This window comes from Armatimonas sp. (assembly GCF_043757465.1).
Taxonomy (GTDB): Bacteria; Armatimonadota; Armatimonadia; order Armatimonadales; family Armatimonadaceae; genus Armatimonas.
Genome location: NZ_JAYVPL010000045.1, coordinates 1 through 7,583, shown reverse-complemented (window position 1 = coordinate 7,583; position 7,583 = coordinate 1). Strand labels below are relative to the sequence as shown.

The window sequence follows — 7,583 nt, the reverse complement described above, 5'->3', positions numbered from 1 at the left end:
AGTAGCCGGGCCGAGCGTCTCCAAACTGCACCGCGCCGGTTTCCACACGGGCGGCGCTTTCGGGCAGGGGGACACGGCGCAAAGCGGCGCGTTTCTCGTCTGTAGTCACTCTCGTCCGCCTCCCTTGGCTCCCCGGACTTCCGCAAGCAGCCTCAGATGCAGCTCCTGAATCGCTTCGGCATAGTTGGTTCCTGGCGTTTCTCCGTGCTCTATGTCGGCCATGTCGCCTACCCAGTTGCCCCGCGCTTTGTCCAGGGCCTCCGCAAGGGGCAGGAGGTTCTCCAGTGCAGTAAGGAGCGCTTTGCCTTCCGCCTGGCTCTTGTGTAGGCGCGTGAGGGTTTCTAGCGGATCTTCGGGCTTTACGGTATTGGCTCGTGCCCCCGCCGCGTGGAGCTGCACGGCGGCCTGGTTCAGCTCGTCCCACGCGCCATCAATCGCGGGAATGTCTCGCAGCAGTGGCCCCAGGCGCATCTGCACTTGCGCTATGTGTCGAGCGGCGCGAGTAATGCGGCTCGCCTCAGTACCTACTTCAATACTCACGGTTCAGTCCTCAGTTTTCTTTCTCTTTGGTGTGTGGATACCGTCGGGCCGCCCTGGCCCAAAGCCGCCCGCCGCCGCCCGCTTTGCCATGTAGCCCGCTAGGTCGGACTCCTCCACAGCGTAGGCGCGGGCATGGATCACCACAAGCCCCACCCCGGCATTCTGGAGGGATCGCCTGGCAGACGTGGCGTTGCTCACTCCCATGCGCCGGGCGGCTTCACTCATTCCTATCAGTCCCATTGGGGAGCATCTTACCATGAATAATTGTATCACGTCAAGCAATTATTATACTGTTTTTACTTGCATTATTTGTATCTTATGATACAATTATTCATACCTCCAGAGAGAGGTAAGGGAGAAAATCAATGATCTGTGACACTAAGAAAATGGCAACCCGCGTAGCAACCGCCGGGGCGCTGAAGATGAATCAGGAAGGCTACACCTTTGAGCCTTACGTCCCGGTAGCATTGGGCGGGAACGTTCGACGCGCTGACAAGTACGGGTACGCCGTGATTGTCCCCACGAAGGATTCACGCGGAGATTGCACCTGCGCTTTCTTCAAAGCGAACTGGGATTTTGGAGTTTGTAAACATTCCGTTTGGGCTGGCTGGCAAGTGGCGGCACTGACAGGCGAATCCGCCCGGAACGCGGAGGAGGATCGCATCGCCGATGAAGCCGCAGAGCGCATGGCAGGTGCTGAGTGCCCTACCCGGGGAACCGCGCCCGACAAGTGGCGGGCTATTGCGTAGTCGAGAGTGATTGATAGGGGGAGGGCAGAACCCCTCCCCCGGAAAGACAAGGCAGACAATGGAAACAGAGACAACGACAGAGACCGAGGAGCGAGAAGAGTTCCTCATTGACAGCCCCGAGCGGGCAAACTGGCTACTGCGCAAGCTGGCAAACTTAGACGCAGAAAGAGACCGCGTGGCAGCGCAGGCAAGCGCCCTGGCGAGGCAGATCGAGAGCGACAGAAACGGGCTCCTGCACAGGTTCGGGAGCCAACTGGAGAACTTCACGCGCCAGGAGCTGGAGAAGTCGGGCGGTAAGCGCAAGAGCCTGACGCTACTTCAGGGCACGGTCGGGTTTCGCACCGTGCCTGCCCGTATCGTGATCGAGAGCGCACCGGATGCAATCCAGACCGCACGGCTTGTGCTGCCCGAAACCATCACCGAGGAGACCACGGAACGCTTCGACAGCAAGACATTTCGTGAGCACGCCGCCAAACACTTCGAGGACACGGGCAGCTTCAGGCCGCGCTCACGGGCAAGCGAGGCAAGCCACTGCGGAACAGCGATCTCCCCCCAGAGCTCGTCGCCACGCCTCCAAGTGCGCTGGATTTCTCCCAGACCCGCATCGTCCAGGACACTGCCCCGGCGCAGATGAGCCATGTTCATTCTCACGGGAGAAGCGGGAGAGACAGAAGCGGCGGCGCGGTCGAAGTCGGCGGCGGTGAGGTGAATCCCTTTGTCGGCGTAGTTTCCCGTGCGAGAGAGCAGAGCGGGAACGGTTACAGTGCCATCGGAGAAGTCGGCGGTGGAGAAGTCGGCGAAGAAGTTGGATTCGAGTGCGAGCTTCCCGTGCGGCATGGAGCCGCCTAGGGGTGCCGCACCCCATAGCGTGCGCAGCGCTTCTGTGCCATCTACAGGCTCGTTGTGGCTTCCGCAGTGGTTGCAACTCCCTACGCCGTCTCCCGTCTCCTCCGCATTGGCCCACTCGTAGACAGCGCCGCAGTCCGGGCAAAAGGAGTCGGAAGCGTTGCAGTTCTGGCGGCGAGCTTCTTCAATGGCTTTTCGGGTTGGCTTTGCGCTTCCGCGAAACGATGCCTTAGTGCGAGCAGATTCCTCCAAGGAGAACCGAGCGAAAAGCGATATAATAGAAGTGTCATCCGTTGAATCCGTATCCAAAGGTACGGTACCACCCAGATACAAGAGCCTACGAAAAGCAGCAATGCCGGAGCGTAACGTTTCACTGGCTGGACCTGAGGCGTGGGACCCTCCAGCGGATGGCACCTCCGAGCGGCATGGTATAACAGAGCTACCCGTTGAATCCGTATCCAAAGGTACGGTACCACCCCAGAACGAACTCGGAGCTTCTCCGTGACTCATGGGACCTGAGGTGTGGGACCCTCCAGCGGGCATATAAAACTCAGCCTTCCAGCCCTCAGGAATTTTTGACAGCTTAGCTTCTAGCTGGCCTGATGTTAACACGTGAGCACTCTGGACACGATAAGCCCCGCCCTTAAAAACAACATCTAAGGCAACTGCCTTATCTGTTGAGTCTCTGCGGACAATCAAGCGGTGTCCTTCCACATCCCCAGGGAGAATATGTGTAGGATTCTTCAGGACACTTTCGACATGACGCTTTGCATCTTCCGGCCCCGTAAATTGATCCTGATGTTTTCTATCTAGCGTGATGTAATCTGCTGTCACTCTTAGCGGCTTGATATCAAGCCGCTGAAAGACATCCGAGGGAACCGGCACTGCCACCGAACGGTAGGTGTTGTTTTGCGGGTGTCCCCCATTGTGGAACTCTTGACCATCAGAAGCGACAAAGTAATGCTTACCCGTTATAGTCGTTCGCCAGCTTCCCTCTTTACGATCTGGATGAGGGGCAGGCACAGGCTTTTTCGCTTTGGCGAAGTGCGCCGTTTCGTTCACGAACTGGGCAAACAGCCTGCCCGCCGAAAAGAAGGTTAGGGCGTGTTGCTTGCTCATGGTGTCGTCTCCGTGGCGGCTGGGTCAGTGGGCACTCCAGGAACCGGCTTACCTACTCCCCTCTCTCCCTCCGCCGCCGGAATCCCGAGCTTGCTGTCTAGCGCCGTGAGCTGGTTTTCTGCAAAGTAGCCCGCCGTGAAGAGCTGGCTTACCGCAGCCCCCAGCTTGCTGATGTCCGTCTCCTCACCAGCGGACAAACTCACCAGTGGCAGGAACTTCAGCGCCTTTGGCCCCATGTTGATCGCCACAGCCACCCGCAAAATGTCGCGCCGGATCATGTCTGCCAGAAGCGTCTCGCCGTACTCGGTGATAAGGTCCATGACGTCTTTGCCGGTCTCAGAGCTCGCCCGCGCCTGGTGCAGTCCCTCGTTTGTCGCCAGGGTCTGCCCGAGCAGCGCCTTGCTGATCTGCCGGTCGTAGTAGTCGAGGGCGCTAAAGATCGCTTGCCCTTCGGTAGAGCTCGCCAGTGCTTCGACTTTTGAGCCGGACGGGAACGCGCCGCCACCGCCCGAGCGAAGCTGAAGGATCGCATCAAGCATCGCCTGCTCCGGGTGGAGCTGCACGGGAAGCCCACTGGAGTCAAGCTGCGGCGTGCCGTCGGCATTGTAGGCTTGCACCGCCCGCGCCCCCTCCGCCGTGTAGCCGACGAGCCGCTCTCCCGCAGCCTGCGCGATAAACTTCTGAAGCTCGGCGAGTGTCTGCTGCTTGAGCCACCAGGGATCGTAGCAAGGGCGGTACTGGCTCTTGCCTCTAGGATCACTGAGGCTGTCCCAGGTGAGAACCGCGAACTTGGAGCGCGGCAGGACGTTGTGTGTCTGCGCCGGGTCAATGATCTGTGTCAGGCTCATGGCGAACGTCTCGCGGCCCGCCAGCGCCCCCAGAAGCCCCTGTACATTCATGCGGGAGTCCACCACGAAGGCAACAGCCTCCCGGCGCTTGGGCTTGATCTTGTGAGGAACCAGCCATTCATTCTCTTGGCGGTACACCACCTCCGCCACTTTGAAGCCCTGCCCGAACGCATCGAGCAGCTCACGCAGGAGCGGGATAAGCGGCGTATCGAGGCCAGAGAGCAGGCTCTGGCAGAAGTCACGCACGCGCTTTGCCGCTTTGTAGCCGTCGCCGTCTTGCTCTACCGCGTCGCCACTTACCGCCGGGGTCAGGCGCACTCCCTGAGAGAGCACCGCGCTCTTGTAGGCCAGTGTCTCACCGTAGAGATGTGGGTCGCGCCCCATGCGCTCGTACATGTCCGGGCCGAAGTCGCGGGTGATGTCGTCAATCCACGGTTCCAGCGCCTGAAGATAGCTCCCCAGCGGCCCCCACCAGCCACCAGAGACGTACTCCTTCTTCGGGTCAGCCTGAAGTTCGCCGGCTGAGTTGACAAGTGCGGACGCATACGCAGAGCCGACGGTATTCTCCTGGGGAGTAAAGGCCGGGGCATTGCCCTCGATCTGCTCCGTGAGGAGAGTTTGTTTTAGTGTCGGTTCGTCGTTCATGGTGTCAAAAAACAGTAGCTTTTATCTGCGTCCGAAATTAGGTAGTGCGTTCGGGCTGGGCCGTCCGCCTGGCTGGAAGGTGCTGCCGGGGCGGGTTGTTCCGCCTGTCAGTATCTTGCCCCGAACATCAGTAAGGCACATAAGGCCATAGCCCGCCCCATCGTAAGCATCGTCTCCACCGACCCCGTCATCGTCCGTGTCCACCTTCAGAATGTCCTCGGGTCGGTGTGGGTCGTGCTCTAGCGCGGGAATGCACTCCACCAAGCGGGCGCAGTTTTCGGAGATGACGATGCTCGGGCCAACCACGGGATCAGATTCCAAATCACCCAGCCTTTTGAGCAGCTCTCCCGCCCGCGAAATGCGATCCATGTTCGCCCCGGTGAGCACAATGCCGCAATCTTCGTACTGGTTGGCTATTGTGCGAGCGTTCGCGTCGCCTTTTTGTGCAAATACATCCTTGCCCGCGACAAACCAATCGAGCTGATCCACCCGAAGGCCATGCCGCTTCAGCATCGCGTGAATCGCCGGGGCGTGTTGACTGGGAAGCCATTTACGCTCCGCGTGCTCGTCCAAGACATAAACGATGCCATCGTGCTCTAGGAAAAGGTAGCACGTCGTGTAGTGCGTGTAGCCATAATCCAGAGCGCACCAAAGACGGTGCAGCCCCCAAATGGGCTCTGGCATCTGATCGGCTGGTCGGACATGCACATCGCGCCGAAACGCGGTGAAGAACTGACCTGCGGCAATGTCCCAATCGCCGAAGCGCCAGGCACGCTTGAGCCAGCCCGTGAGCTTGTCGAGCGTCGCACGATACTCCGTGTTGATGCACTTGTTATCGTCAACCGTAGAAGGCACAAAGCGTGTATCGCCCTGTACGCTTTTCTGGAAGGGGGCAATAAACCTTGCCTTGTACCAGGCATGGCCGATACCTCCGGGGTTCGTCGTCGAGTACATCCGGGGCCGCCAGCCCGGTTTGCTAGATCGGTTACAAGTCGTGATGTACTTGTATTTTGCGCTGGTGAGAGTCGTGCCCTCTTCGACAAGAATGACATCGTAGGAGAGGCCGAGGTAGGCGTCAATATCGTTTTCTGTCTGAAAGTGCCCCAGGATGATCTTGGAGCCATTGGGAAACAACAGGATACCTTCCTGTTTATGCCAAACCGTTTTAACGCCCCGCAGAACCGCGATACGAAGCTCGTTAAAGTTCTCCCGGTTTGCCTTCCCGACCTTACGAAGCAGGAGGCAGGTCAGTCCGTCGTAGCGCAGACAATCCGCCGCAAGCACCGCGAGACCTGCGTGGCTCTTGCCACCACCACGCGCACCGCCAAAACCGATTTCAGTTGGCCCCCCGTCTTTGTCGCAGAGAGCACACGCCGCCGCGAACTCCAGCTGCTTGGGCTGAAGAACGATTCCAGCAGACAGGTAGACCGAGAATATCTCTTTAGGGAGCCCGGCTTCCTTGGCGGCTTTCGTGTAACGATCAAGGAGTGATGGGTTCGGATTCACTTGTGCCGTAGACCCTGTTCAGGCTGTCCGTAAACGCAATGTTTACGGGGCCACCGCCCGCGCCTGCGATCTCCTGCTTTACCGGCGCATCCAGCCCCCAGATCTTGCGGATGTCGGCAAGGCTTGCGCGAATCTCTGCGAGGTAGCGTGGGTCGCCGCACTGCCATTGCCTTGTCGTGGTCAGCGTTCGCTCTAGGAGCGCCTCCGTGGACTCCAGCGCCTTCCTCTTAATCTCGGAGAGCAGGTAGGCCGCGATGATCTTAGGGCGCTCCTCGGGTAGTGTCTCTTCGTCGGTTTCAGGATCGTAGTAGAGGCCTGGAATCGCTTCCAAGTCCACATCATCCCACTCGCCTTTAAGCTCCTCTCGCTGGCTGCGCTTCAGGCTCCCTCCGTGGGCTTGACCTTCCTGCGACTCTTTAGGCTTGCCAAGAGTCTTCTCGACTTCGCGCTCAGTGCGCCCCACATCTTTGGACTTCTCCCACTCCAGAAGAGAGCGTTCTAGGTTCGCCTCAAGCTGCGCGGTCTGGGACGCCTTCATGGGGGCAGCTTGCGCGGCGAGAACTTTGTAGAGATTCTCTTCCATTGCGAGCATGGCCTTGGAAACGGCTTGCTGACTCACTCCAAATTTTGCGGCGATAGTGTAGGTTGTGTAGCCCTGACGCCGCATCTCCCACCACTCGGCATGGCGGTCTAGGGTTCGGGCTCGGGTCGGGGTCTGTGACAACCGCCCTGTGACAACCATTTCTGGCACTTTAGAGGACATCACCTTCCTCCCTTCGGCTGGCTGGCTCTGGCAAGACCCTGGAGCATAGCGGCTTTAAGAGCAGGTATCGCCTCACCTTGGATCACCACGGGTGCTTCCTGGTCAGGATCAATAGTCGGGTGGCGTATCAGCTCGCGCAGAAATCGCTCACTCTGCGCAATATCACCATCCGTCAGAGGTTCGCGCTTCTCTGGGGTCTTTTCGGCGCGCCGGGGATCGTACCCCGCAACCTCGGGGACAAAGCGGACTCCGCACTCATCAGCAACGAACCTACCGAAGAGGCGGCGGAACTGTCGCAGGGAGTTCCGTTTTTCGCGGACACCACCGACATGGTGCCACCCCGTAGCGCTGTGCCGACCGGAAGAAGGGTGGGAATCAGGGACAGTTACAGCCTCAGTGGTAACCGAACTCTTGCTCGTAGTCAGGCCTGAAAGCCGGTTCTCGCGCTCATCACTGGGCGCGGAACTGTTGACACGATTGTATGCCTCTCCCATAATTTTGTCAATCCCCCTTCGGCGAAGTACTTGAATTATTTACCGCCGAATATTCCCTTGCGACTTCCACCCG

At 59.1% G+C, this 7,583-nt stretch carries 8 protein-coding genes; 2 read left to right on the top strand and 6 right to left on the bottom strand.

Features of this window, described 5'->3' with window-relative positions:
* Window positions 1–105: 105 nt before the first annotated feature.
* Window positions 106–540 (bottom strand): hypothetical protein, encoded by a 435-nt coding sequence (locus ACH2ED_RS06025; RefSeq protein WP_395089312.1) that lies wholly within the window; start codon window positions 538–540, stop codon window positions 106–108.
* 3 nt (window positions 541–543) lie between these two features.
* On the bottom strand, window positions 544–780 hold the full coding sequence (locus ACH2ED_RS06020) for a hypothetical protein (protein WP_395089311.1): 237 nt from the start codon (window positions 778–780) through the stop codon (window positions 544–546).
* Between the two features lie 146 nt (window positions 781–926).
* Here ACH2ED_RS06020 and ACH2ED_RS06015 point away from each other — a divergent pair, with 146 nt between their 5' ends.
* Both ACH2ED_RS06015 and ACH2ED_RS06010 read left to right on the top strand, forming a co-directional pair.
* Window positions 927–1,289 (top strand): hypothetical protein, encoded by a 363-nt coding sequence (locus tag ACH2ED_RS06015; RefSeq protein ID WP_395089309.1) that lies wholly within the window; start codon window positions 927–929, stop codon window positions 1,287–1,289.
* 58 nt (window positions 1,290–1,347) lie between these two features.
* On the top strand, window positions 1,348–1,923 hold the full coding sequence (locus tag ACH2ED_RS06010) for a host-nuclease inhibitor Gam family protein (protein ID WP_395089308.1): 576 nt from the start codon (window positions 1,348–1,350) through the stop codon (window positions 1,921–1,923).
* A 1,327-nt stretch (window positions 1,924–3,250) separates the two neighbouring features.
* Here the strand turns inward: ACH2ED_RS06010 and ACH2ED_RS06005 are convergent.
* The 4 genes from ACH2ED_RS06005 to ACH2ED_RS05990 are packed head-to-tail and all read right to left on the bottom strand — an operon-like array spanning window position 3,251 to window position 7,510.
* Window positions 3,251–4,747: a DUF935 family protein gene (locus tag ACH2ED_RS06005; protein ID WP_395089307.1), complete on the bottom strand. Its 1,497-nt coding sequence runs from the start codon at window positions 4,745–4,747 to the stop codon at window positions 3,251–3,253.
* Between the two features lie 21 nt (window positions 4,748–4,768).
* Complete coding sequence (locus tag ACH2ED_RS06000) at window positions 4,769–6,253, bottom strand: terminase large subunit domain-containing protein (protein WP_395089305.1); 1,485 nt, start codon at window positions 6,251–6,253, stop codon at window positions 4,769–4,771.
* Entirely contained in the window at window positions 6,228–7,016 is a 789-nt protein-coding gene (locus tag ACH2ED_RS05995) for a hypothetical protein (protein WP_395089304.1), read from the bottom strand. The genes ACH2ED_RS06000 and ACH2ED_RS05995 overlap by 26 nt, the downstream gene beginning before the upstream one ends.
* Window positions 7,016–7,510: a hypothetical protein gene (locus ACH2ED_RS05990; RefSeq protein WP_395089302.1), complete on the bottom strand. Its 495-nt coding sequence runs from the start codon at window positions 7,508–7,510 to the stop codon at window positions 7,016–7,018. Before ACH2ED_RS05990 ends, ACH2ED_RS05995 begins: the two co-directional genes overlap by 1 nt.
* Window positions 7,511–7,583: the final 73 nt, after the last annotated feature.